Below are 23,969 nucleotides of genomic sequence, written 5' to 3' on the forward strand. Positions count from 1 at the left end.
TTGTGGAATCCAAATATCCAATCGTTTCCATCCTTATCCCAAATTACAACAAGGCTCCCTATCTAAGGGAGACATTAGATTCCATTTTGGATCAGACTTACACGAATTGGGAATGTATAATTGTGGATGATCATAGTACGGATAATTCTTGGCCGATATTGGAGGAGTATTTAAGTAGGGATTTACGATTTAAGGTTTTTAGAAGGCCTGATTATCTTCCTAAAGGAGGTAATTCTTGTCGAAATTATGCTTTTCAAATGTCAAGAGGGCAATTTATTCAATATTTAGATTCTGATGATATTTTACATCCTAATAAACTTTTTATTCAAATACCCTATAACCTGATTGATTATGGTTTAGTATCATTTTCAAATTGGGAGTTTTTCGGATCCCATAATTGTAATATTCATCTTAATAAGTATAAGTATGATGGAGAGTTAAATAATTCTTTTGATTTACTTTCAGAATTGTGGAAAGAACAAAAATTTGTTCCTGTTTTTTGTTTCTTGATTCCAAGAAATCTAATTGTTCATGAATGGAAGAGTTATCTTTTAAAAAATCAGGATGGTGATTTTTTCTTTAGGCTATTATTAAATGCTAAGTCAGTAAGGTTTATTGGCGATGCCTATGGATTTTATCGCATTCCCAGGAAATTTAGTGTTTCGGGAAACACATCCTTATCAGCTTTTCGATCTGATTTTGCAACTTTATTATCCTATGAGAGAATCTTAACTGATTGTTCAAATGATACCATAATTTCTGGATTAATTAATAATTATGTCCATTTTGTGGTTAGATCAATTGATGTTTTTCCGATTTTGGCAAAAATGGCATCTAGAAGAGTTTTAGTTCTTGATCCAAATTTAAAGTACGTGAATTTGTACAAGCGGTACTTTTATCTCTATAAGATTTTCGGTTTTGAATTTTCATATTGGATAAGATTGAGGTTTGTTTCATTAATTAGATTAATACGTTGATTTCCATTATTATCCCATGTTACAATTCAGGAGAGTACTTGAAAGAGGCAATTAATAGTTGCTATAATTCGAAATTTAAAGAAATTGAAATAATAGTAGTTAATGATGGGTCGACTGATAAATTCACATTAGACATATTAAATGATTATGGGAACCAAAATATAAAAATTTTGGAACAACCAAATAAGGGAGCTGCTGCGGCAAGGAATTTTGGAGTTAGTCATGCTAAAGGAGAGTTTCTTTTGTTTCTTGACAGTGATAACATAATTCGCCCAGATTATTTAACCAAATCTATAGAAGTAATGGTTAATAATCCTAGCATCGCCGTAGTATACAGCAAGCCATTTTTTTTCGGAGGAGATGCTGGGTCCAATCGTTTTGAAGTAAGAGATTTTTTATTTGACTCATTATTAGCAGGTAATTATATTGATATGTGTTCCTTGGTTAGAAAAAAGTTTTTTTTAGATTTAGGTGGATTTGATGAAAATAGAGAATTGTTTTTTGGAGAAGATTGGGAGCTTTGGATACGAATCTCACAAGCTGGTGGAGAGTTTTATTTTCTTAATGAAGTGTTATTTGAATATCGAATTAGAAGAGGTTCTCTAATAGATCAAGTTGATTTTCAAAAACGACAAACTACGCTTAAATATTTGGGGTCTAAACATGGTTATTTAATTCATTATCATTACAGACAATATTTCCGAATTTTGGAAAAAATCCAGCAAAATCCCTTTTCTTATTTTCTCAGAATTTTGTATTTCAAATACATTTTAAAAAAACCTCTGATCAAGTAGTTTAATCTCTTACATTTCTTGAATTCCATTTATTTCACACTCTGCTCCAATAATTATCTTTCCATGGCTATTTCACTGGGAGAGTCAATTATGCAATTTCTTCCTGATGCCAAATTTATAATCGGTTTGGTTGACCAATTTGATTCTTCGATAGATTATTCAAATATAAAGGATTTTGAAGTTTTGCCTTGTTTGGATTTGGGCTATCAAGAGTTCAAATCTATGCTTGATAAGTATGATATCGTAGAGTTTAATACAGCAGTAAAACCATTTTATTTCGAGTATTTATTTCAAAACTATCCTAGTACAAATCAAATTTTCTACCTTGACCCGGATATTGTCTTTTACCATTCACCTTTGGTACTGGAGAATGAATTTGGAAGAAATGAAGTCCTGCTTACTCCTAATCTGATTTATACTTCCAACAAACCGAGTTCTGGTGAATTTGCTTCACTGCGTCATGGTATGTATAATCTGGGATTTATAGGAATGAGACGGGGAAAAGAATCATTTCGACTGATCCAATGGTGGAAAGAACGGCTAAAGGAGCATTGCCGTATTGATAAGTGTCAAGGGATATTTGTTGATCAAAAATGGATGGATTTGGCTCCCATTTTTTTCGAAAAGATCATACCCGTCAAAAACCCCGGTTGGAATATGGCTTGGTGGAATTTTAGTGAGCGAAAACTTCTAGCAATCAAAAAAGGATATTTTGTAAATGAAATAACCTATCCTTTGATTTTTTTTCATTTCAGTGGCTTTAAACCAGGCTTGAAGAAAATTACAGAGCGAATTTTTTCTGAAATTATTAATCCCGAATCAGAACAAATTTTAACTGGCCTTTTTGAAGCCTACGAAGACAAACTTGTAAAGAATGGTTATCATAGTTTTAAAAATAAGAGGCCTCTTTTGAAATTTAATAATGAATCAAATTTATCAAAAATAAACTTAAAGGGTAGGCTGAAATCTAAATTAAAGAGATTTGTTAAAAAATTTTATTCTGAAGGCAGATGAATCCTGGTGTAAGCATTGTCATCTGTACCTATAATGGATTGGGGAAACTTTATGATACACTCCAACATATTTGCGAGCTAAAATCTAGGTATTCTTGGGAGTTAATTGTTATTGATAACAATTCGTTAGATGATTCATTTGAATTTTCTTTAAATTTTCTAAAAAAAACCAAAATAGATTATCGCGTTGAGAAATGTAAAGTACCAGGTAAAATGAATGCATTCTGGATGGGGATAAGGCTTGCCAATTATGACTATATATTAGATTGCGATGATGATAATCATCTTTTCTCTGACTACATTCAAACAGGATTAGACTTTTTGTTTTCTCATCCAACTATTGGAGCTTTGGGTGGATTAGGTATTCCGAAACTTGAATATACTCCGGATTGGTTCAGAAAATTTTCAAAATCCTATGCGGTAGGTCCTCAGGGGCAGTCCGGTGAAGTATTGGAACTGTACTCCCATCTTTATGGTGCCGGATGCTTTTATAAAAAAGCTCCTTTGCTTGAGCTTGAAAAAAGAGGGTTTACTTCACTTCTTACCTGCCGAAAAGGAGATTCTTTGAGTTCTGGTGGTGATGTGGAATTATGTTATGCACTTCAACTCATGGGGTTTGACTTGGTGTTTTTAGATAAATTGAAGTTTTACCACGCAATTCCACGTGAAAGACTAGATTTTGACTATTATCTTAAATTAAAAGTTGGAATCAGTTTAAGTTTTCCTATTTTGGCTAGTTATAGAGTAAATGAATTTAAAACTATAAGTCAATTTAAGAAACATTTATTTTATGCACTTTGGATCTCTTTAAAGGGGGTAATAAAGAGTTTTACTTTCCTAAATGAAACATATGAAGTACGTGTAAGTAAGGTGGTTACAATGACTAAGCTTAAATTTTTTTTTAAAAATTATTCCTTTGCAATTGCTGGATTCAATAGGAATAAAAAATTATTCAACCCCTAGTCAACCTTAAAATTTATTTATTAATTGAAGCCAAGATTTTCCGTCGTTATTCCAAGTTTCAACAGGGCAGCTACGTTAGAGAGGTCCATTGAGTCAGTTTTAGTTCAGACCTATTCACCACATCAAATTATTTTAGTTGATGATGGTTCTACAGACAGCACACAAAAAATTGTCTCTAAATTCCCTAAAGTTACATATCACTATCAAAAAAACAAGGGGGTTTCTGCTGCCAGAAATAAAGGTGTAGAGCTTGCTACAGGTGAATGGTTGATTTTTTTGGATTCAGATGATGAACTATTGCCAAATGCCTTATATGATTTTCAAAAAGAAATTGAAATATATAGGGACGTATTAGTATTCTCTGCTGGTTATATTTTGATTCAGGGGATAAGAAAAAATGAATTTATTCCAAAAGAAGGAAGATACATTGGACAAGTATCCGGAAGTTTTGTAATTAATAGAAAATTGTTTCTAAAGTTGGGAGGTTATGATACTCGTTTGAAGTTTGGGGAAAATACAGAATTATTTTTTCGAATTGAATGGCAGGGATATCAAGTAAAAAAAATCTTTAAATCGGTATTGTATTATTTTCAAAATCCTAATGGAGGAAACAATAATTTAACCAATGTCACTGAATCGCTAACTATTATTTTGGAAAAACATAATCATCTCTTATCCAATCGGATTAAGCGAATATATCATCAAATTCTGGGTGTGAATTTTATGAGATTTAGGAAGTTTTCTGAAGCTAGAAAACATTTACTTATAGCCTATAAGCTAAATTTTAAAAGGTTGGATACTTTTGGCAGATTATTTATTTCTTGTTTACCTTTCATCGCATTAAAGCTATATCCAGAAAGTCCTAAAAATTGACAAGATTAGGAGGTTTTATAGTTACCTACAATCGCCCACAGGTTCTATTGAGTACGATACAAAAAGTGTTTGACCAGAGTCATCCACCAGAGTTACTTTGGATTGTTGACAACTCCGATAACCTGGAAACTGATCATGCAATCGCCAGCCTTTTGGATTCTAGGCTTCACTATTATAGAATGGGTTATAATGCTGGTCCAGCCGGAGGGGCTGCGGTAGGTTTACAACTTTGTGCAGAATCTGGCATGGACTGGATTTACTGGGGGGATGATAATGATCCTCCATTCCAGATAGATTGTTTTGAAAAACTTTTAGCAATTAGGAACGATAATCATTTCGTTGGCATCCTAGGAGCAGTAGGCCATTTTTTTGATCGGAAAAAAGGGGTTATTAAGCGGATTCAATCCAGACTCTTGGAAAAAAAAGAGACATTGGAAGTTGATACTATAGCTGGAGGGATGTGCATGCTGGTGAATAGAAGGGTAGTGGATGAAGGAATTTTACCTGATCCTGAGTTGTTTTTCGGATTTGAGGAACTGGATTTCTGTCTGAAAGTAAGTCGTAAGGGATTTAGTCTATTGGTAGACTGCAAATTATTTTTAGAAGCAAGGGAGAGATTCAATAAAACTGGTTTTGAGCGACCCATTTACCTTAAAAAAGAGAATTTAAACCGTGAGTATTATAGTTTACGAAATTTACTTTTTATTTCAGATTCGCTAACGCTTAGGTCTATGCGTAATAATCTAATTTTAAAATGGATTCCTAAGTCTTTTTTTGGTTTCAGATATGGTCCAATATATGGGGTAAAAAATTTTAAAATGATTTATTTGGCATTTAATCATTATTTAAGAGGTATAAAAGGGGAAACTGTTTCCTTGCGAAATGATCAAAATTAATCCTTCAGTTATTTTTCTTATGGTGACTTATAACAGAAGAGATTTGTTGAACAGAATTCTTCAAGCAATAGAAAAGTTCCATTGGAAATTTACAGGTTTTATTATAGTGGATAATGGAAGTGATGATGGTACATCAGATGTATTAGAGGGATATAAAGAAAAACTAAATCTATTCGTGATATCAAGATCAGATAATATGGGCCATGGAGCTGGAATTGCATTGGGTCTCGATCATATTAGGTTGAAGAATCCTAATCTTGATTATGTTGTATTTTTGGAAGATGATAGTATACCCAAACCCGATTATTTGGAGTTCTTAGTAAATAAAATTCATTTTTCAGACATTTCAATGATTTCATCTGCAGGTTCCTTAGTCAGTTTGGGTAAACGAAAAGCTCTTTACCCCAATGAGGCAGAAATTCTAAAAGCAGATTTCGCATTATTTGATGGAGCCATTGCACGTTTTCAAGATTTACTTCAAGTAGGATTCCCTTTAAAGGATTGGTTTATGATGTTTGACGATTTTGAGTATTGCTACCGAATCCGAAAGGCTGGATTTAAAATTGGTGTGGTAAAAAATCCTTATTTGGAAATTTTACATGAGGGGTGGGGGGAAGGAAAGTCACACTCCCATCTTTGGAGGTCTTATTATCAATCTAGGAATTTTGTACACTTTGTAAGAATACATTTTTCACTCTTCACACTTCTAGATTGCTTGATTTTGCAAAGTAAGCGTCTTATTGGTGGCCTTTTTGCTGAAAACGGATGGAGAACATCAAAAATGAGATTGATGGGTATTTGTGCGGGATTTGTAGGAAAGAAGGGCAAGTCTTTGGATTTAAAGACCTTAAAGGAAGTTTAATTTATAAAAAGTCAGTTATCTAAGATTAAAAGGTGTGTGATTTTAAATTCAAAAAACTGGTTTTATCCAGTAAAGAAGCTATCTGGTGGTACCCACTTTTATTTTTTTCTAAAATATAGAACTAAATGTAATCTTGATATGATTTTCGATGTAGGAACAAATGTTGGTTCCTTTTTTAAAGATCTTAGTGACTATTTTCCAAAATCTAAATTTTATTGTTTTAAATCTTTTCCAAAATCTTTTGAAAAAATCACTTCTAATTTACCTGGGGAAATTTTTCAATTATATCAGCTTTCTTTTGGTGATCAATGGGGAGTGATATTAGTTAACGATAATGGGCTGACCAATTCAGAAACAAGTAGTTTTATTACTAATAAAATCGTAGTCAGTGATAAACATTGCGTATCAGTTCAGATTCATACTGTTGATGAATTCTAAAAAAGTTATTCAATCAATTCAATAGACTTGTTGAAAATAGACACTGAAGGATTTGACCTAAAGGTTTTGCACGTCGCTCAGAATATGCTAGTGAATGGCTCGATTAAATTGGTTTATATTGAATGCGGACTTGATCCAAGTATCGATTATCATGTATTTTTTCAAATATTCTTTCGTAATTAAACTCTGTTAATTTCATTTTATCGGAATTTTTCAAACAGATATTTAGTAAAATCAATAGGAGGGGACAATTTTCAAATGCCCTATTTATTCATAACTCAGAATCCCATAATGTCAAAACCTATTAACGATAATTGAAACTACTTTTCACTCAAGGTGTACTAGTAAACGCAAGAGCTGAACATAGCCACCCCTTCTTGGCCTGTGTCCTCACAGACCGAAACATAATATTGAAAAAAGGACTGGGAGGAGACAAATCCTTCGAAAAAAATAATTTATAAACCATGGTCTGATCCTTACCATGGTCCGTGTCTCCAACGACTGCTTGATAAAAATTTAACCTTGAAAATCCTCTTCACCCAAGATGCACTAGTTAATGCCGGGGCTGAACGCAGTCACTTAGAGATCCTTTCCCGATTTTCGGAGGAAGTTGATGTGGGCTTTGTGTATTTCTACCCTAAGGATGACCTCAAAAAAGCCTACCAGAGAGCCGGAATTCGGCTCTTTTTTTTGGATATCCCTGAATCATATCATTTTATTTTAGCGATCAGGCGACTAGTCAAGCTTATTCGACAAGAAAAGCCGGACTTGTTGGTTTCATCTCTCTGGCGAGCGGATATCATCACTCGGATTGCTTCCTGGATCACGGGAGTTCCTTTGGTAGGTACCTTAGTGAATGATAGCTATGCGCCACTCGCATGGACAGATAAGAAGGGACTGAAATATAAAGTAGTGTATTGGCTCGATCGATTGACTTCTAGTATTCCCATCCACTGGATCGCCAATGCAGAGGCCCTGACCAATTCCCATGTGAAAATGCTGGGAATAAAGAAGGATAAAATTTCCGTAGTTTATCGGGGTCGGCCTGTTCCTAAGCCTCGGTCTTTACCTGTTCCGCAGATGGAAGGTTTACCAAAGCCCGAATTAAATCATGAGAAATCTGTGGACTGTGAAGATATAGTTCAAGGTGATCATTCTCATCGGTCTGTGTCCTTACAGGCCGAGACCACCAATAGAAACTTCATCTCCTACGGTCGTCTTCTTGAGCGAAAAGGATTTCAAGATGCCATTTATGCTTTTTCAGAAGTCCAAAAAAAATACCCAGATTGTTCCCTGACTATCTTCGGAGAAGGACCTTACCGTAGAGAATTAGAAAGACAAGTCCATTACCTAGGCTTGGAAAAAACTGTTTTTCTCCCTGGCAAAATCCCAAATCCAATTGATACCCTAATCGATGGTTTTTACCTTGAAGTTTCAAATACTTCCAAACCTCAACACAAGGAAATTGTGAGTTCAACCTCAAAATCCACAATCTGTGTCCCCGCATACCGGAAAAATTACCAACAACTCACAAAAGCTCATTGCTTCCTCTTCCCAAGCTGGTACGAAGGCTTCTCCGGTGCCCTCATTGAAGCTATGATGGCGGGAATGCCCATCATAGCCTCAGATATCCCGATGAATTTGGAGGCCATTGAGAATCAAAAATCTGCTTTGGTATTTCCCGTTAAAGATGTTAAAGTCCTTTCAGAGAAAATGCTTTGGGCTATAGAAAATCCAGAAGTTATGACAATTTTAGGCAGTAAAGCTCAAAAGACAGCAAAGGAGCGATTTGATATCGATAAGATTGCCATGCAATATGAGGAAATGCTTTTCCAGGTTGCAAAAAGAAAAAAAATAGGTGAACCCAAGGTTAAAGAAAATGACCTGTGAAGCCACAGGACTTGGTGAAGAAAAATAATGGTAATGACGTGGCCAGTTTTCTCACAGACCACGTTGAGTGAAGCAATATCCCATCACTTGCCAGTGTTCTCACAGACCGAAATAAGATGAACATAGTAAACGTCTATCAAAATGAATGATTTTTTTATAACCGTCCGAAATTCACACATGGAATTCGATCAGGTTTAATTTTGGATTGATACAGTGAAAGATTGGAAGCAATTTTTCACAAGGATGGATTCAAGAAATTGATTTTATTCCCATTGAAAGAATTGGTCCAAAGTGGACGGATAATTATCTATGCTTTCGTCATTATGCCAAATCATATCCACTTGGTATGGGAAATGATAAAAATGAATGGAAAGGAAGCACCAGTCGCCAGTTTTAACAAATTCATAAGTCATTGAATTTCAAAAAGCCTCAAAGAAAATAATCCTGAATTAGGGGAATACCTCCTGTTCCTAGCCGAGAAAATAAACCGGACGGAAAATTTCGAATTTGACATAGAGATCCTTTGGTTAATGGATTTTTTCAAAAAGATTGAGCAAAAAATCACACATATTCACTTTAACCTTCTTCAAAGTCATTGGGATTTGTGTTTTCGCCCGGATGATTACCCCTAGTCATCGGCTATTTAAAAAAGAAGGAGTTGACCGGTTTAGGTTTTTGACTGATTACAGAAAAAGGTTTAAAGGGGAATATATTGGACTTAATTGGTAGGAATGCGGATCACGGGGTGAATAAATAAATGTGGCCTGTTTCGTCATAGACAACGGTAGAAGAAAAAAATGGGAAAATGGTTCGAATAGTTCTTTTATTGGATTCATTGGACGTATCGGCTTGGGTATGGGAAGCTGTTTTTCAAGTAAAGCAAGTTTCAAATGTCCAAATTGTCCTAGTCGTAATTAATGAATCCCCAAAAGCTAGTGGCAAAAAATCTCCCTTTCTTTATCGATTGTATCGCTGGATGGATCGAAACTTATTTTTAAAACAGCCTGATGCTTTTTCCAAAAAGAACTTGACTTCCATCCCTAATTGGGCAGTCCCGGAGTTACGTGTCAAACCAATCCAGAAAAAGTACTCGGATTACCTGGATTCCGAAACCTTACAACAAATCCAATCCCATCAACCAGATTTAATCTTACGCTTCGGTTTTCGCATTCTTAAGGGAGAAATTTTGAACCTCACTCGCTTAGGCGTTTGGTCTTACCATCATGGGGATCCAGCAGTTTATAGGGGAGGACCACCTGCTTTTTGGGAAGTAATCAAAAAAATCCCCATTACAGGTGTAGCCCTTCTTCAATTAACAGAAAAACTCGATCAAGGTCCAATCCTCTATCAGTCCTGGACTCAAACGGATCCACTTTCTGTGCAGCGAAATGCTAACCGGATTTTTTGGCTTTCTTCCTCCTTTCCAGCGAGGATACTCCAACTAATAAATCAAAACGAGGATTTTGACAAGGTAAAGAAGTTTCAAAACTATGGTCAACCAGTTCCTTTATGGAAAAATCCTAGCAATTGGGAGACACTAATTCATGTAGCCAAACTTTTTGGAAGAAATCTATATCGGAAAATTAAAGAACAAACTCAATTACCCCATTGGGAAATTGCCACACTTAATCTGATGGGAGTAAATAGCCTTAATGAATTAGATTTAACTAAGTGTAAAATTTTACATCCAGAGAAAGTAAATAACTATTGGGCTGATCCATTCCCCTTTTCTTTTCAGGGGCAAGATTACCTCTTTGTAGAGGAATTTGATCAAACTTTAAGAAAAGGATCTATTGCTTGTATTTTACCCGATGGGAATAGTAAAATAGTAGTGAACGAATCGTGGCATTTATCCTATCCCTTTATTTTAGAAGAGGAAGGAGAAATTCATTTAATCCCAGAATCTGCAGAAGCAGGTAAAATTTACCGTTATAAGGCTATTGAATTTCCTCTGAAGTGGGAGCGATTAGATGTATTTTTTCCCAAACCAGGCTATGACCCTACCCTTTGGAAAGATGAATCAGGATATTGGTTATTTATTAATGAAAAAGCTCATGAATCCTCCTCTCCATTTGACGAGCTTTTTTTATACCATTCCTTAAGTCTCGAAAATCCTGTTTGGAACCCCCATCCTAAAAATCCCATTGTATCGGATACCAGAAATTCAAGACCGGCAGGTAGACTTTTTTTTGAAAATGGAAAATTGTTTCGGCCCGCCCAAAATTCAGAAATCCGATATGGGTATGGAATTCAAATCAATGAGGTCAAGGTCTTAAGTGTGACAGATTATCAAGAAGTTGCCATTTCCAGCATACAGCCTTCATCCAACGACCCCTTTTTGGGTATTCACACCTTTAATCAAAACAAAGACTTGGTTTTTCTTGATTTTTACTCCCGAAGATGAAACTTGCTTTTTTGATTCATAAGGCCCAGCCTAGGGGGCAGGAGGTTTTCGCAGCACAATTGGGAAACCAACTCTTGCAAATGGGACATGAAGTAATTTTAATTTCGCTCTATGAAGGAAATTTTGATTTGGGTTTCAATGGTTCTTTTATTTCATTTAATTTTCCCTCCTCCATGGCACTTTGGCTGCCTTCAAGTTGGAAAAAACTAGACAGATTTATCCAAGGAATGCAGGTTGATATCATTCAAGCAAATGGTGGGGATACCTTAAAATACCTTGCTTTAAGCCGCATAATGTATCCTCTATCGGGTCGATTGATATTTAATAATGGAGGAGTGGTAGGTTATTATCTTACTACTTTTTTAAAGCGTAGCCTTTATCGTTTTTTCCTTATGAAATTTGATGCGGCAATTTCGGTAAGCCGTCATGCTCAATTGGATTTGTCCCAATGGCTTCCAGCTTCTTGTCTACAATTTCAGATCCCAATTGGTATTCCCCCCCATCAAACATTTAATCTCTCTAATGGTCCCAATCATCAGGTTTTTGTTCATATAGGCGGATTCAGTCCTGAGAAGAACCATAAGGAATTAGTTGAGATATTTATTAAACACCTAAAAAATCACCATGAGCATCAATTATGGATGATAGGAGAGGGGCCTAGCCGAATGGAGATTGAAGGAATGATTCAAGAACCGTACACTCAGTCTTTTCGATTTTTGGGTTCAGTAAAAGATCCTTGGGTATATGTTCCTCAAAATGCAATCCTATTATTGACAAGCCGAATGGAAGGTATGCCAGCGGTTATAGCTGAAGCCATGATGGCCAAAATTCCTGTTATCTCCTACGCAATAGGTGGTGTTGCAGAAATGGCCCAGGAGTTAGGCACGATTTCATTGATTGACTTTGGGGATCAAAGAAGCTTCTTAAAAGCTATGAAGTTCTGGTCAACAATGGGGCGAGATTCCATACAGGGCCAATTGCAAGAATCTTACGATTCGGCCATTAAACGATTTGATTTGAAGACAATTTCAAATCGTTTTTTGGATGTTTATCAAAAGGTATGCGGATAGTACAAGTGATTACTCGTCCCCAGCGAAGAGGAGCTGAAATTTTTGCCAGTCAATTGTCTGAACAGCTTGCAAAAATGGGACATGAAGTATTTCTGGTTTCGGTATATCAAGCTGACCAAGAACTCAGTTTCGATGGGAATCTCATCAAGTTGGACTTACCTTATCAGGGAAAACTAGATTGGGAAGGTTTTAAACATCTGTCTCAAGTATTTCGAAGGATCAACCCGGAAATAGTCCAAGCTAATGCTTCTGATACATTACGAATGTGTGTGGGGGCCAGTTATTTTTTTAAAGGTAGATATAAATTAATCTACAGAAATGCCAATCAAATGAGTGGATTACTGAAAAGTAAATTTCATCAATTCTGGAATCAATTTTTACTGTCCCATGTGGATGGAATCATTTCCGTAAGTAAAGCCTCAAAATCTGATCTTTTAAAGACTTTTTCTTTCTCAAAACCTATTACCGTCATACCTATTGGTCTTGTACCTAATGAAATTGAACAAAAATTACTAAAATCTGCTTCAGTTTTACCCAAGTCATATATATTACAAATAGGGGGACTAGTACCGGAAAAGGATCCTCTTGGGATGTTGGAGATTTTTATGAAGCTTGATATTCCTGATATGCATTTGATATTTTTGGGATCGGGTCCGCTAGAGGGGGAGTTAAAAAGACAAATAGCCGCAAAAAAATTAGAAAATCAGATCCTTCCTGTCGTAAACCAGGCTAATATTTTTCCTTTTTTATCTCAAGCTAAGGCATTGGTTCTACCCTCTAAAGTGGAAGGACTTCCGGGAGTAATTTTGGAAGCCATGTATTGTAAAGTTCCTGTAATTGCATACGACGTAGGCGGGATCCCTGAAGTAGTTATCAATGAAAAAACAGGTTGGTTGATACCTTACGGAGAGCAAGAAATTTTTGTAAAAGCCCTTAATCAAATTCTAAAAATAGAAGATCCTAAAACTATCCCACAAATACTCAATTCATACCAGCTAGTCACGACTGATTTTTTAATTCCTGAAATTTCCGAAAAATTTCTAGCGTTCTATCAAGAACTTTTTTCGCATTGATAATCAAACTCCCCACATACTTAAACTCATGAGTAGAATAAAACCTTCTCAACAGCGTAAATTTTGCTCACTTTATTTAATTCGACTAATGAATTAATCATAGGGTCTGTGCCCCCCTTACCGTTAGGCAGGTCTTCATAGACCATTTTTTTGTTCTAAATTTCTATCCCAGATAATGCTTTGAATCTAAAGTAATCTTTCTGGTCCCCATTTATCGGGATATGGGAAGTGATCAAACCACAATAAATCAAGCATTTAGTAAATCGGATAGAGCATCCCTACGGTGATTGAAATAAATGCAGTAAAGCGACGGATGAGATCGTAAAAAGAAGTCTAAGGCATATTTAGGGTTTAATTAGTTTGTCAATAGATTCTCTGCCTCAGCTATCTTTTGCCGTTCAGCTTCTACAATCCGATTAAATATTTGAGCTCTTTTTTTGATGCGGTTGGTTTTCTCCCAATCCATAAAAGCCACTACCACAAAAAGCATGTAGTACATAATTTGAGATTTCTGACGGATAATGATTCCCAGATTGGACATGATAAAGGTCATCGATATCGAAATAGAAATAAAGACTACAAAAGACATTTTAACCATGGCAGGGGCGATCCGAATGTAATCGATAAAGCGCTTTTTGAAGATTTTGCTAAACATGTAGATGTAAAGCGCATTTTCAAGTGATACTACCAAGCCCAAAGCATTGGGTGAATCAATAAACAAAGGGCGAAACCAAAAGGTGAATAATTTCATGGGTAAACTGTAATTATTCATATCAACACCGGATCCCGCAGATTGAAGGCGCTGAGCATTTAACGCCGATTCCTCTTCAAAACTATCAATCAGATTATTTGGATCATATCCTAGGTAAACCATTAAGTCTTCATATACAAAGACACTTACTACAAGTCCGGCTATAGCTACCAGATACTTTTGATAAACAGGAACTTTTTCTCTTCCCAATACAAAACTTACAGCCATCCCAATCAGTACTGCAAAAAGGATATGGGGTCGGACCATGTAGCATAAAAATCCTCCTAAGACTAAGTGATAGATTCGTTTCCCGGGCCAAGAAAGTCCATAGGTAAGAATTCCTATTCCAGCGAAAACTACCGCTCCTTTTCCCAATGAAGCAGTCCAAAAATGCATATTGGGGAGAAACATAAAAATCGTGATAGCATCCCAACCTTCAAACTTGGGATTGAAGCGTAGATTTTCTTTAAAAAAGCAGTAAAAATAAACGAAGCCCCAGAATCCTAACCAAGTGGTTAGGAACATCATCATATCGTAATTAAAACCAAAATAACGAATAAAAGGAAAGGCTAGCCATTCGACAAAGTCAGTTCCCGGGGCAAATGCATCAAACCAATTAATCCAGTGATTTTTTGTTTTAAGATAGTAAGAAACAGAATCTGATCTAAAAAATTGGGCATAAGTCCAATATACTAATCCAAAAAACATATGGTACCAAAACAGTTGATTCAATAGCCCCGCTTTCAGCCATTTATGTTCCTTTTGTAGATTGTTAAGGATAGGCTGACTGGCAAAAAAAAGAAAAAGAATAAGTAGTACGGCTCCTAGCAAAACATTTTGAATTGATGATTACAAGTTAATCTGTGGTTAAGGTTTTGCAAAAGAAAATAGGAGCATTTTTCATTTTAATAATACTAAATTTAGAAATTACTTCAAAGGTGGTATTAAGGATCTAGTTTTTTGGTTGTGAATTTTCCCGAAAAACTAGACCAGTCAAAGGTTTATTATTCACCCAATGAGGGAAGGAAAGTGAATACCTCAAGAAGTTCAATCCAAGGCGAGCTATTCACCTTTTTCAAAATAATTCTCAGAATAAACTGTCCGACTGTATTTTCCAATATTATAATTAATGCTTTCGGCTAATTCTAAAAGGTGTCTAGGATTAATATCATATAAATCACCTAGTTTAGCTGCTTGAAGTAAATCAAGTTTTTTAATCCCGTTTTCTATTGCTAAATACTCTTCAATTGAGGTGTCAATTTTTGCAGCAACTATATCAGAATCAAATTTATTTTCTTTTCTAAGTTTCTTTAAAATTGTATTTTTCATTTTTATTGATTGATTTTCAATGTTAGGTTTTTGACAAGTGATAAAAGTTCATTCTTTTCTTTCTTCAGTGTTTCTAACTCACTAATTAAGAAATTAATCTGAATATCTTTCTCACTGATAATCCTTTCATAGAGTTTATTAGGCTTGTCTTTATTTTCATTATAGGTTTTGGCTGCAAAAATTGATCTACTGTATTCCCCCGTATTATAATTGATTATCGGTAGTTCATTTGCCAAAAAATAATCTGGTTTCACATGGTAAAATTCTGCAAGTTGCTGAATTCGGTCTAAGGTCAGTTTGCTTTTCCCTGATTCCAGATTGGAATAGGTCTTTTGGTTGATGTTCAGGATATTGGCGACATACTCCTGAGAATAGTCTCGGGATTCTCGCAAAATCCGCATAATTTTCTGGGCATGGACCATAGTAGTACTTTTTTTACTAGACTAGAAATTCTTTTACTAAGGTAGAATTTTTTTACTTCACCTAAAATCTCTCCAAGAGCAATATTTGGATATGATTGATTACTAATACAATATAAGAAAGCTTTTGTGAGAAAAGAACAGAAATTGGGGAATAAAGTATTAAAAATCCATGAAACTGACTATAGACTTGATCATTTTAATATTTGAGAAATACAGTATTTTCCTACCAAATCTGAACTTATGGTACTCAGGATTGCCTTTGGACGAAAGACTTTATCCCCTAAAACCCAAACAACCTATTTAAACCTATTTTTTCCCCCGATTGCTTTCCGAAGGGCTTTAATTGCCTTCGGGAACCACCGCTACTGATCGGGGGGTGACGTAAATCCAGAAGGAGCTGATCGACTGCAGCGTATCATTTTTCCTTCTATTCTAATCTATTTCTTAATTCAAGACCGACCGATTCCGATGGCTATTGGGATCAGGACTGGAAAAGGTGTGTGCTTTCAGCAGACCGAGGTTTGATCGTCTTTTTTTGGATTATTCAGCTTCCTGCCTGTCTCTTCCATGCCCCCTTCCAGAAACAGCGGAGTCATCTGGGGTGAACCCATTTGAGAGGTGAGTCTCCACATCGAACTCCCGGTCTTTAACCTCTAACGAGCATGAAAAAAACACTACTTCCATGCTTCCTGGCATTGCTATGCCTATTTGGAAGCGAACTCAAGAGCCAAGTTGCTTGGTCACCGGAGGCGGATTTTCCCCACGGACACTATCTCCACCGGGGTGGGAATACCCATCCAGCTGATTTCCCCATGAACATATTTGGTTTAGTTGATAGCGACCAGGGCAGGAGTGCAGGGGAAAGGGCCCTCAGCTCGGACCCCGCGCCTGTCCCAGTCCTCACCAGCCAAAAGGAACAAAATTCAGAAAATCAGGAATCGGACCCGGAAAGTCCGAATTCTTGGGCCGTCTGTTTTGATTCTTCTCAGAATCATCCCATTGCCCCAAACCGGGCAAAAGAAGCTGCTTTCCCGGTGGCGGCGAATCACCCCGGGCGGGAGGAGTACAGCACTCCCGCCCAAAGGGGCGATTCACTTTCTGTAGGAGACCAGTTTCCTCCTCAACTCGGCTTTTCAGAGGTCTTAAACTACGATTCGGATGAACTGTATGTCTCGGACTTTCTGGGGAAATATGTCATTCTGCAGTTTTGGGCAACTTGGTGTTCTGCCAGTTCGGGTTCATTGCCCAAAGCTCAGCAACTGCAGGAAAAATATCGGGAGCAGTTCCAGTTTATCCCGGTCACCTATGAGTCCGCCGAAAAGGTGGAAAAGAAACTGGACTTCTATTCCTCCCTTCGATCACTGGATCTTCCGATGATAGTCAGTGAACGCCGCTTATCGGGACTATTCCCCCATATTTCCCTGCCCCATTTGGTCATACTGGATCCCAAGGGTAAAGTAGTGGCCATTACCGGATGGCAGGATATGAATGAAGCCAATTTGGATGAGCTGATTGCCACCGGCTCAGCGGACTTTCGACTGAAAGCCGATACCTCCATTCCCTTTTCCTTTGAGCAAAACCTGATCAGCGGCAATACCCATCTGCCTTCCAAAAACATCCGCTATCAGTCAGCCCTGACAGGTTACCTTCCTGGTGTTCCCGGAGGGTTGATGGATGATAGGGAAGACGGGGCGCACATCGTATTGGTCAACAATCCCCTGCTCAAATTCTACAGACTTGCCTATACGGGCAGAGACCTGGCCAATTACTTCGGTCCCAACCGCATGGAATTGGAAGGTTTTGAGGAAGATGAAATCACCACCCGAAAATCAGGACTGGACTACATCGAATGGATGGAGGAAGGCAACCGGGTATTCAGCTATGAGCTGATCGCACCTCCCGGAGTAGACCAATATCAACTGATGCGCGAAGACCTCAGACGCTACTTTCCCGAAATCCGGGCGGAGATTAAGACAAGAAAGAAAAAGGTCTGGGCCATCGTCCTGCCCGAAGGAAAATCCTATCCCAGGTCTACGGCGGAGAGTTCCTATGCCTTCAATCCCCATGAGGCCAAGCTGCGAAACTACCCTTTGCTCGGTTTGGTCTATCAGCTGAATATCTATTCCCTACAACGCTCACCTTATCCGCTGATAGACCTGACGGGGATCGATTACCCCATTGATTTGGATCTGAAAGCCAATTTCTCCCAACCCGAGGCCCTCAAAAAAGCCCTGCAGGAGGCAGGCTTGGATCTGGAACTCCGGGAAGCTGAGATTCCGGTATTGCACCTGAAGAAATTAGAAACCCTAACCCAAAAATAACCATGAGAAAATTTACCCTACTTCTGCTTGGATGGGGGATCCTGCTGATCCATCAGGTCCAAGCCCAGTCAAACGTCAGCATAGAAGGCCTCGTCAGGGACAGCCAAAGCGGCGAACCCCTTCCAGGAGTAACTGTATTGATTAGTTCGGAAAACAAGGGAACGGTCAGCGATGAAAGCGGAGAGTTCAGCCTGAAGATTGCTCCCGGGAGCTACGAGCTGGTCTTCTCCTACCTGGGATACGAAAAACAAATCCGCCGGGTGAATGCTACCGAGAACCTGAAGTTGCAAATCAGCCTCCAAGCTCTGGATATGGATTTGGAGGAGGTCCAGGTGCTCTCCACGGGATATCAGAGCCTTCCAGCCACCCGGGCTGCGGGCTCCTTTGCCCAGGTGGAGGAAGAATTGGTCAACAGGCGGGTCAGCACCAATCTGTTGGACCGACTGGAAGACGTTACCCCCGGACTGATCTTCAACCGGACCGGAGATGCCGCACGGGACCCGATCTCCATCCGGGGGCGAAGTACCTTGGGACGGTTTAACCAACCCCTGATCGTGATTGACAACTTTCCCTTTGACGGAAGCCTGGAGGATATCAACCCCAATGATGTGGAGTCCATGACCGTACTCCGGGATGCGGCGGCGGCCTCGATCTGGGGAGCAAGAGCCGGAAACGGAGTGATTGTCATCACCACCAAAAGCGGCAGAAAAGACCAGCCACTTCGGGTGGATTTTAATTCCAATGTGAACTGGATCGAGCCTCAGGATGCTTTCCGTTCGGAAGACATGGCCGTTTCGGATTTCATCGGAGTGGAGCGCATGCTCTTTGGAAACGGCTTTTACAATGCCACCGAAAACAGTCCCAACAAGCTTGCCTTGACGCCGGTGGTGGAAACCCTTATTTTGGAACGGGACGGGGTAATTTCAGAGGCGGAAGCCAATCAGCGGATCAGTCAGTTGGGATCCCATGACTGGCGGGCTGACCTCAACCGCTACCTGTATCAGCCTCAGGTGAATCAGCAATACAACGTGGGTTTGTCAGGAGGATCGGGCATCCAGTCCTATCGGTTCAGCCTGGGCTACGATCGCCTGGACGGAGCCCTACGGGGCAACCGTTCGGAGCGGTTAACGCTGAACTTCAGGGAAAACTTCTCCCTTCTGGATGACCGGCTGAAAATTGAGGCCGCTTTTTATGGAGTCAAGCAAAACGGGCTGGATCAAAATATCCGGCCCAATGATATCCGGCTCTCAGCCACCACGCCGATATACCCTTACGCAAAACTGGCAGACGAGAATGGGAATCCCTTGGAGATTGTGACCGAACTCCGGGAAGGATTTAAGCGGGAAGCCGAATCCGCAGGCTTGCTGGATTGGGCCTACCGTCCCCTGGATGAATTTGGCAAAGGAGTTACCCAAAGCAACCGCAACGATTACAGGATTAATTTTACCCTGGACTACCGAGTCTGGGATAACCTGAGACTCTCCGGCCGCTATCAATATTGGGAGCAAAACCGAAATTCGGAAAACCTGAATACCCTGGAGAGTTATTCCACGCGGGATTTGGTCAATACCTTCACCCAGGTGGAGGAATCGGGACAGTTGAGCTTTCCTGTCCCTCGTGCGGGGATTTTGAATGTGAGCAATGCCCAGTCCTCCAGCCATTCGGGCAGGATGCAGTTGGATTACTTTAAAGAATTCAATCAGGATCTGCGATGGGATTTGCTTTTGGGCGGGGAAGTCAAAGCCCTGAGGGGAAGAACTTTTGCCGCAAGACGCTATGGATACAATCCGGAATTGGCATCCAGTCAGTCCGTGGATTACTTTACCCAGTTTAGCCGCTATACCAACCCCAATGCCACGGTAAACATCTCCGACGTGCAAAGTCAGGGGTTGACTACCGACCGGTTTTTATCCGCGTTTGCCAATTCATCCCTGAGTTATAAAAACCGCTACCTGATTACGGCCAGCCTCAGAAGGGATGCCTCCAACCTTTTTGGAGTGGCTGCCAATATGCGGTCCGTTCCCCTGTGGTCAGCCGGGGCGGGTTGGACTATAAGTGAGGAAGAGTTTTATAATTGGTCCGGGATGCCCTATCTCCGGATGCGGTTCAGTTATGGATACAACGGAAATGTGGACCGCAGCCTGACCGCGTTCACCACCGCACAAGTGATCAATGTCAATTTCCTGACCCAGTTGAACTATGCGCAGATCATCAATCCGCCCAATCAAAACCTGAGATGGGAGCGGATTGCCATCGCCAATATGGGATTGGATTTTGAGACCCGATCCGGCAACATCTCAGGTACCCTGGAATTCTATTCCAAAAATGGACTGGATCTAATCGGTCAATCACCTTTTGCCCCTTCCACGGGGATTACGGTGTTTTCGGGAAACAATGCCAGTACCAACACGATCGGCTATGACTTGAATCTGACCAGTAAAAACCTGAATGGGAGACTGGGCTGGACCACCCATTTTCTCATCAGCGGTCTGAAAGAGAAAGTGACTTCCTACGAATTGGATATTCCGGCAGCCAGCCTGATCAACTACGGGGTATCGGGCAGGGGAGGAGAATATTATCCGGTGGAAGATCGGCCTTTGTTTGGGGTGTACAGCTATGAATGGGGAGGATTGAATCCCGAAACGGGAGCCCCCCAAGGCTTTCTGGAAGGGGATTTAAGTGAGGATTACCGCTCGATTATCAATTCGTCCACCTTGGAGTCTATCCGCTACCACGGTCCGGCCAGACCCACCTCCTTCGGGGCGATCCGGAATGACTTGAGCTGGAAAGGCTTTCATCTTTCAGTCAATATCAGTTACCGGTTGGGGTACTTCTTCCGAAGGAGGTCTGTGGAGTATTTCCCGATTATGAGGGCTCAGGGAGGGCACGAGGATTTTGCCCTGCGTTGGAGGGAGCCCGGGGATGAACTGACCACCCAAGTGCCTTCCATGCCTGATCGTCTGGACTCCTTTCGGGATCAGTTCTACCGAAGCGCTTCGCATCTGGTGGAGCGGGGAGACCATGTCCGTCTGCAGGACATTCGGCTGGGCTATGACTTCAGCGGAAATTCGGGGATCATGAGGGGGGTTAAAAACGCTCAGGTGTTCCTTTATGCCAATAATATTGGGATCATCTGGAAGGCTACCCAAACCGATCTCGATCCTGATTTTGGTTTCAACAGACCACTCCGTAGCCTGGCTGCGGGACTTCAACTTCAATTCTAATAGTTTACACCAAAAGGGAAAAGGCCAAACACTTTCTTCATAGAGGGGGGAGTTTCCCCCGGATTAATTCGGCCCGCCCGAGATCAAGCTCCGGGCCCCTTTTCAACTTACTTAACCATGAAAAAAACAATCAATATTCTTCTTCTTTCCCTCAGCGGAATGCTGTTGGCCTGTGAAGGCTTTTTGGATCCAAAGCCCGATCAGGGATTATTGGCTCCAGATTCCCTGGATGATGTACAGCTCCTATTAGACAATACCGATGTGTTTAACAGGCAGGCCTTCTTGGTCAATGTATCGGCAGATGATTTCCGGACTACTTCTGAGGCTTATCAGGGCATGAATGTATTGGAGCAGGGAGCCTACCTTTGGTTGGATGATCCCTATCAGGGCTCGAATATCCTGGATTGGGAAGTAGCTTATCGGCAGGTATTCTATGCCAACGTGGCTTTGGAGACCTTGGATAACTTTTCCGGCCCGGAATCGGAACGAGCTGATCAGCTCAGGGGTATGGCCTTGTTTTATAGATCCTATGCTTACTATCAGTTGCTGCAACAATTTGCTCCTGCCTATCAGCGGGATGGCGGGAATGAGGAACTGCTGGGAATAATCCTTCGGGAGCAGGCCGATATCAATGATGCTTCCCAAAGAGCAAGTCTTGCGGAATCCTATGAGGCTTTGTTGGGTGATTTGGAATTGGCTGTCGGATTACTGCCCACAACCCAAGAGCCGAAGACCAGGCCAACAAAGGCGGCAGGATATGCACTCCTGGCCAAAGTTCATCTGCTCCGGTTTGACTTTGAGCAAGCAGGGGAAGCCGCCGTAAGGGCATTGGAAAATTATCCGGACCGGCTGGATTTGAATGAAATCAATGTCAGTACCCTGCGTCCCTTCGAGCGTTTTGGTCCGGAGACCATTTTCTATTCCATCCTGCATTCCCATGCTTTTTCCAGAGGAACACAAACCTATGTAGACAGCCTTTTGATTCAATCCTACGAGCCTGGGGATTTACGCAAGGAAGCCTATTTCAATCTCAGAGAGGAAGGCTTGTATAACATGACCGGACACCACACCGGAAGCACCTTGGTATTTGGGGGATTGACGGTGGGAGAGCTTCAGTTGATTGCCGCAGAGTCCTTTGCCAGAATGGGCAATGAGGCTTTGGCCCTTACCTATTTGAATGACTTGTTGGAGAACCGGTACCATAGGGAAGACTGGGAACCCTTGGAAGGCTTGGTTGGAAATGAGCTGATGGACCGGATTTTACTGGAGAGACGAAAAGAATTGATGGGGAGAGGAATTCGGTGGACCGATTTGAGACGTTTGAACCAGGAAGAGGAGTTTAAAAAAGAACTGGTAAGAGAGATTGACGGGCAGGAATTTCGTCTGGAGCCCGAGTCCCCGGCTTATGTCTTTCCCATTCCCGACAATGAAGTGATCAGGAGTGGGGTGGAGCAAAATCCAAGGTAATTGAAAAACCCAAGGCCCGTCGGAAGGATTTTGTAAATCTCAGTAAACTAGAACCAGTTCAGAATCCAATCTGAACTGGTCTTAAAAATAGTTATTATTGAGTTTTAAGGAGATTTAAATTACTACTCTGCTACGATCAATTTGATCAACTCAACCCTACGGATAGACCTAAACTCATATTCAATTAAAATTACTGGAGATTTCTGGTTTTTTAATAGTTAGTTTGATCAACTTCACTACTTAAATCTGTAACCAAATGGCTTATTCTCTCCCTGTTAGTTCACTATTATTTGGCAATGTCTCTTTTAGAGGCCTTACTTGGTAATTCTATATCCTGACAGACAAACTCCAGTAATTTACAAGGATCCTCATCGATCGCTTTTGCAATCAGGTAAAGTTCAGCTGCTGTGAATTTGGTGTTAGGTCTAGTTGCTAATAAACTAATTCTTTGAGTTGTTAAGCCAGTTTTTCTGGCTACGTCTGATTGGTTTATTGATTTCTTACTAAAGTACTCTCCTAATCTTGTCATGAATAAAATCTTTATATGAATGTAATAATTATTGAAAAAAATCAAGAAAAAAGTGATAATAATTTTTTTGTTATCATTTAAAAAATGATAAATTTACAGAAAAACATGATTATGATTCAAAGAAACAAAGGTGATACCCAAAGGTTGAATGTCCATTTTAGTCTTGAAGCAAATCAAGCTTCAAAGATTAAAGAGGCATTAATTCGGACTTTAGACCGAATCTTAGTCCAAGAAACCGATCAGGAACAGCTAAATGATATTAGGGAAATTTATAAGCTATTGGAATATTTTTCAGAACCTGTTGAGAAAAAATGAAAGTGGCAAATATTCCTACTATAAAGCCAAAATTCTCTAATTGTATTGATTAGTATACCATCAGAAAAGATCAATCTATTACAGTATTAGTAGTGAAATATTACGCTGTGTAATTCACAGAATTTGAGGTCCATGTCCTTAAAAAATCAAAAATATATCTTGACTGGATTTTAAACTTAACACTTTTACTCACTGGAAATTCCGTAAACCCGGACGTACCATAATAAGCCAGTGGGCGACGATTAAAACGGCATCAGGTAGCTACCATTGCGTAGCAAAATGGTTACATTTTTACCTGATACTGGTATTTGGTTTAAAGCTTAGAGCTTTGCCTTTTGATTTATTTTGCTGCCTTAAT

22 protein-coding genes are annotated in these 23,969 nt (G+C 39.6%); 17 read left to right on the plus strand and 5 right to left on the minus strand.

From position 1 onward, the window contains the following. Nucleotides 1-2 precede the first annotated feature (2 nt). The 13 genes from Q0L00_RS16375 to Q0L00_RS16430 all read left to right on the plus strand — a co-directional run bounded on the left by Q0L00_RS16375 (nt 3) and on the right by Q0L00_RS16430 (nt 13,253). Nucleotides 3-977: a glycosyltransferase family 2 protein gene (locus Q0L00_RS16375; protein WP_297337968.1), complete on the plus strand. Its 975-nt coding sequence runs from the start codon at nt 3-5 to the stop codon at nt 975-977. Beyond that, nucleotides 974-1,771: a glycosyltransferase gene (locus Q0L00_RS16380; protein ID WP_297337969.1), complete on the plus strand. Its 798-nt coding sequence runs from the start codon at nt 974-976 to the stop codon at nt 1,769-1,771. Before Q0L00_RS16375 ends, Q0L00_RS16380 begins: the two co-directional genes overlap by 4 nt. 63 nt (nt 1,772-1,834) lie before the next feature. Continuing rightward, entirely contained in the window at nt 1,835-2,785 is a 951-nt protein-coding gene (locus tag Q0L00_RS16385; RefSeq protein ID WP_297337970.1) for a hypothetical protein, read from the plus strand. After that, the gene (locus Q0L00_RS16390; RefSeq protein WP_297337971.1) at nt 2,782-3,747 is read left to right on the plus strand and encodes a glycosyltransferase family 2 protein; all 966 of its coding nucleotides are present in this window, start codon (nt 2,782-2,784) and stop codon (nt 3,745-3,747) included. The genes Q0L00_RS16385 and Q0L00_RS16390 overlap by 4 nt, the downstream gene beginning before the upstream one ends. 24 nt (nt 3,748-3,771) lie before the next feature. After that, a complete protein-coding gene (locus Q0L00_RS16395; protein WP_297337972.1) occupies nt 3,772-4,620 on the plus strand; it encodes a glycosyltransferase family A protein in 849 nt (282 codons plus the stop codon). Then, on the plus strand, nt 4,617-5,516 hold the full coding sequence (locus Q0L00_RS16400; RefSeq protein WP_297337973.1) for a glycosyltransferase: 900 nt from the start codon (nt 4,617-4,619) through the stop codon (nt 5,514-5,516). The genes Q0L00_RS16395 and Q0L00_RS16400 overlap by 4 nt, the downstream gene beginning before the upstream one ends. Further along, nucleotides 5,503-6,378 (plus strand): glycosyltransferase, encoded by an 876-nt coding sequence (locus Q0L00_RS16405; RefSeq protein WP_297337974.1) that lies wholly within the window; start codon nt 5,503-5,505, stop codon nt 6,376-6,378. The genes Q0L00_RS16400 and Q0L00_RS16405 overlap by 14 nt, the downstream gene beginning before the upstream one ends. Before the next feature lie 138 nt (nt 6,379-6,516). Next, nucleotides 6,517-6,816, plus strand: coding sequence for a hypothetical protein (locus tag Q0L00_RS16410; protein WP_297337975.1), 300 nt, complete (start codon nt 6,517-6,519; stop codon nt 6,814-6,816). A gap of 21 nt (nt 6,817-6,837) precedes the next feature. Further along, a complete protein-coding gene (locus Q0L00_RS19740) occupies nt 6,838-6,999 on the plus strand; it encodes an FkbM family methyltransferase (RefSeq protein ID WP_363318559.1) in 162 nt (53 codons plus the stop codon). Nucleotides 7,000-7,338: 339 nt separating this feature from the next. Next, nucleotides 7,339-8,706 (plus strand): glycosyltransferase family 4 protein, encoded by a 1,368-nt coding sequence (locus Q0L00_RS16415; protein WP_297337976.1) that lies wholly within the window; start codon nt 7,339-7,341, stop codon nt 8,704-8,706. An 805-nt stretch (nt 8,707-9,511) separates the two neighbouring features. Further along, nucleotides 9,512-11,110 carry a formyltransferase family protein gene (locus tag Q0L00_RS16420; protein ID WP_297337977.1) on the plus strand — a complete coding sequence of 533 codons (1,599 nt, stop codon included), beginning with the start codon at nt 9,512-9,514 and terminating at the stop codon, nt 11,108-11,110. Next, nucleotides 11,107-12,180 (plus strand): glycosyltransferase, encoded by a 1,074-nt coding sequence (locus Q0L00_RS16425; protein ID WP_297337978.1) that lies wholly within the window; start codon nt 11,107-11,109, stop codon nt 12,178-12,180. Before Q0L00_RS16420 ends, Q0L00_RS16425 begins: the two co-directional genes overlap by 4 nt. Continuing rightward, nucleotides 12,171-13,253 carry a glycosyltransferase gene (locus Q0L00_RS16430; RefSeq protein WP_297337979.1) on the plus strand — a complete coding sequence of 361 codons (1,083 nt, stop codon included), beginning with the start codon at nt 12,171-12,173 and terminating at the stop codon, nt 13,251-13,253. Before Q0L00_RS16425 ends, Q0L00_RS16430 begins: the two co-directional genes overlap by 10 nt. 355 nt (nt 13,254-13,608) lie before the next feature. Here the strand turns inward: Q0L00_RS16430 and Q0L00_RS16435 are convergent, their stop codons facing one another. The 4 genes from Q0L00_RS16435 to Q0L00_RS16450 all read right to left on the minus strand — a co-directional run bounded on the left by Q0L00_RS16435 (nt 13,609) and on the right by Q0L00_RS16450 (nt 16,387). After that, entirely contained in the window at nt 13,609-14,835 is a 1,227-nt protein-coding gene (locus tag Q0L00_RS16435) for a hypothetical protein (protein WP_297337980.1), read from the minus strand. Nucleotides 14,836-15,066: 231 nt separating this feature from the next. Then, complete coding sequence (locus Q0L00_RS16440) at nt 15,067-15,333, minus strand: XRE family transcriptional regulator (protein WP_297337981.1); 267 nt, start codon at nt 15,331-15,333, stop codon at nt 15,067-15,069. A 2-nt stretch (nt 15,334-15,335) separates the two neighbouring features. Then, the gene (locus Q0L00_RS16445) at nt 15,336-15,755 is read right to left on the minus strand and encodes a helix-turn-helix transcriptional regulator (RefSeq protein ID WP_297337982.1); all 420 of its coding nucleotides are present in this window, start codon (nt 15,753-15,755) and stop codon (nt 15,336-15,338) included. A gap of 506 nt (nt 15,756-16,261) precedes the next feature. Next, nucleotides 16,262-16,387, minus strand: coding sequence for a hypothetical protein (locus Q0L00_RS16450; protein ID WP_297337983.1), 126 nt, complete (start codon nt 16,385-16,387; stop codon nt 16,262-16,264). A 30-nt stretch (nt 16,388-16,417) separates the two neighbouring features. Between Q0L00_RS16450 and Q0L00_RS16455 the strand changes: the two genes are divergently transcribed. The 3 genes from Q0L00_RS16455 to Q0L00_RS16465 all read left to right on the plus strand — a co-directional run bounded on the left by Q0L00_RS16455 (nt 16,418) and on the right by Q0L00_RS16465 (nt 22,767). Further along, nucleotides 16,418-18,076 carry a TlpA disulfide reductase family protein gene (locus Q0L00_RS16455; protein WP_297337984.1) on the plus strand — a complete coding sequence of 553 codons (1,659 nt, stop codon included), beginning with the start codon at nt 16,418-16,420 and terminating at the stop codon, nt 18,074-18,076. Nucleotides 18,077-18,078: 2 nt separating this feature from the next. Next, nucleotides 18,079-21,300, plus strand: coding sequence for a SusC/RagA family TonB-linked outer membrane protein (locus Q0L00_RS16460; protein ID WP_297337985.1), 3,222 nt, complete (start codon nt 18,079-18,081; stop codon nt 21,298-21,300). A gap of 117 nt (nt 21,301-21,417) precedes the next feature. After that, nucleotides 21,418-22,767, plus strand: a complete 1,350-nt coding sequence (locus tag Q0L00_RS16465) for a RagB/SusD family nutrient uptake outer membrane protein (protein WP_297337986.1) — start codon at nt 21,418-21,420, stop codon at nt 22,765-22,767. Nucleotides 22,768-23,053: 286 nt separating this feature from the next. Here Q0L00_RS16465 and Q0L00_RS16470 read toward each other — a convergent pair whose 3' ends face one another. Next, nucleotides 23,054-23,296, minus strand: a complete 243-nt coding sequence (locus Q0L00_RS16470) for a helix-turn-helix transcriptional regulator (protein ID WP_297337987.1) — start codon at nt 23,294-23,296, stop codon at nt 23,054-23,056. A gap of 105 nt (nt 23,297-23,401) precedes the next feature. Between Q0L00_RS16470 and Q0L00_RS16475 the strand changes: the two genes are divergently transcribed. Next, on the plus strand, nt 23,402-23,611 hold the full coding sequence (locus Q0L00_RS16475) for a hypothetical protein (RefSeq protein WP_297337988.1): 210 nt from the start codon (nt 23,402-23,404) through the stop codon (nt 23,609-23,611). The last annotated feature ends 358 nt before the right edge of the window (nt 23,612-23,969 follow it).

It is taken from the genome of Algoriphagus sp., from assembly GCF_024305035.1.
Taxonomy (GTDB): Bacteria; Bacteroidota; Bacteroidia; order Cytophagales; family Cyclobacteriaceae; genus Algoriphagus.

Bases quoted from the DNA above. Each gene is read 5' to 3' on its own strand.
- Q0L00_RS16385 (WP_297337970.1), top strand. From the start codon at position 1,835: ATGGCTATTTCACTGGGAGAGTCAATTATGCAATTTCTTCCTGATGCC.
- Q0L00_RS16390 (WP_297337971.1), top strand. From the start codon at position 2,782: ATGAATCCTGGTGTAAGCATTGTCATCTGTACCTATAATGGATTGGGG.
- Q0L00_RS16405 (WP_297337974.1), top strand. From the start codon at position 5,503: ATGATCAAAATTAATCCTTCAGTTATTTTTCTTATGGTGACTTATAAC.
- Q0L00_RS16410 (WP_297337975.1), top strand. From the start codon at position 6,517: ATGATTTTCGATGTAGGAACAAATGTTGGTTCCTTTTTTAAAGATCTT.
- Q0L00_RS16420 (WP_297337977.1), top strand. From the start codon at position 9,512: ATGGTTCGAATAGTTCTTTTATTGGATTCATTGGACGTATCGGCTTGG.
- Q0L00_RS16425 (WP_297337978.1), top strand. From the start codon at position 11,107: ATGAAACTTGCTTTTTTGATTCATAAGGCCCAGCCTAGGGGGCAGGAG.
- Q0L00_RS16430 (WP_297337979.1), top strand. From the start codon at position 12,171: ATGCGGATAGTACAAGTGATTACTCGTCCCCAGCGAAGAGGAGCTGAA.
- Q0L00_RS16440 (WP_297337981.1), bottom strand. From the start codon at position 15,333: ATGAAAAATACAATTTTAAAGAAACTTAGAAAAGAAAATAAATTTGAT.
- Q0L00_RS16445 (WP_297337982.1), bottom strand. From the start codon at position 15,755: ATGGTCCATGCCCAGAAAATTATGCGGATTTTGCGAGAATCCCGAGAC.
- Q0L00_RS16450 (WP_297337983.1), bottom strand. From the start codon at position 16,387: ATGTGGAGACTCACCTCTCAAATGGGTTCACCCCAGATGACTCCGCTG.
- Q0L00_RS16455 (WP_297337984.1), top strand. From the start codon at position 16,418: ATGAAAAAAACACTACTTCCATGCTTCCTGGCATTGCTATGCCTATTT.
- Q0L00_RS16460 (WP_297337985.1), top strand. From the start codon at position 18,079: ATGAGAAAATTTACCCTACTTCTGCTTGGATGGGGGATCCTGCTGATC.
- Q0L00_RS16465 (WP_297337986.1), top strand. From the start codon at position 21,418: ATGAAAAAAACAATCAATATTCTTCTTCTTTCCCTCAGCGGAATGCTG.
- Q0L00_RS16470 (WP_297337987.1), bottom strand. From the start codon at position 23,296: ATGACAAGATTAGGAGAGTACTTTAGTAAGAAATCAATAAACCAATCA.
- Q0L00_RS16475 (WP_297337988.1), top strand. From the start codon at position 23,402: ATGATTATGATTCAAAGAAACAAAGGTGATACCCAAAGGTTGAATGTC.